1 protein-coding gene is annotated in these 1,099 nt (G+C 40.9%); it reads right to left on the bottom strand.

The features are described 5' to 3' along the window. Positions 1 to 170: 170 nt before the first annotated feature. A partial coding sequence (locus tag ACYVTD_RS13625; RefSeq protein WP_461248275.1) for an aggregation-promoting factor C-terminal-like domain-containing protein occupies positions 171 to 1,099 on the bottom strand: 929 nt, incomplete at its 5' end.

The following is a 1,099-nucleotide window of genomic DNA, read 5'->3' as shown; positions in this document are numbered from 1 at the left end:
GGTAAGGGTTATGGGTATTCTGATAATTTCGTGCCATTAAGTCCATCGGAAGCTGATGAATTTCGGAGACTATCAGATTCATTAGGTAGGAGTGAAATTGAGAAGAATAAGAAAATTTCTTTTTAGAACATAAAAAAAGAGCCATTCGGCTCTTTTTTAATTCATATTTATTAGTACCAGCCGTATTTTTTGGAGTGATTCCATGCGTTTACTGGGTTGCCATATCGTGATTTGATGTAGCTAATTCCCCAGTTGATTTGCACTTTGTAGTCTGTTTGCCAGCCTGCGCCCATTTTGTTGCCAGGAAGGGCTTGCGGGATACCGTGCGCTCCTGATGATTTATTGTGCGCATTTGGATTCCAGCTAGATTCTTTATTCCATAGTTTAACTAATGCATTGAACTGAGTGTCGTTCCAGCCGAGGGCTACGCATTTTTGATATGCATAGTTTTGATATACGCTGACAGAAAGGGTGATAACGTTATCACGAGAGGCAAGCGTTGCGACTGCACCGCCAACTTCTACAACTTTTTCAACTGGTTCGCGCAAGTTGTTATTTGAAACTAATACGCGGCTAACTGCGACACCACCACGGTATGTTACTTGATATACTTCGCGACGAATGCCTTTAACACCAGCTTGTGCGACTCTTGTTTGCCCTGCGTTAAGGTTTGAAACATAACGTCTTGTTTCGATAAATGGGATTTGAACGTCTACGGTTTCTAAAACTTTTGATGATTTAACGATAGCGATTTTCATGCCTTCGGTTATTTGTGTGTTTTCATTTTGGATTAAATAATCGCCATTTGCTATAACGATATTTTGCTCACTTAGCAATTCTGCAATGGTTTCCTTAGTTGTGCTTAGTTCTTTTGTTTCTTCGCCGATTGCTAGAATAACGTTTCGAGATGGCATAACAGAGATTATTTGCCCGTCCTTAATTTTGGAATACAGGCTCGGGAATACTTCGTCATTCTCGTTCAATTCGATTCCGTTTTGCGCCAAAGCGTCGGCAACCGTGCCACCCATGAAGCTAGCAGCGATTTGGCCTTGACCTTTAACGTTAATAAATGCTTTTTTAACACGTGATTGATATGCGC

The organism is Treponema sp. R6D11, from assembly GCF_054786075.1.
Note: the sequence above shows the minus strand (reverse complement) of the source record. Positions and strands in the feature narration are given on the sequence as shown.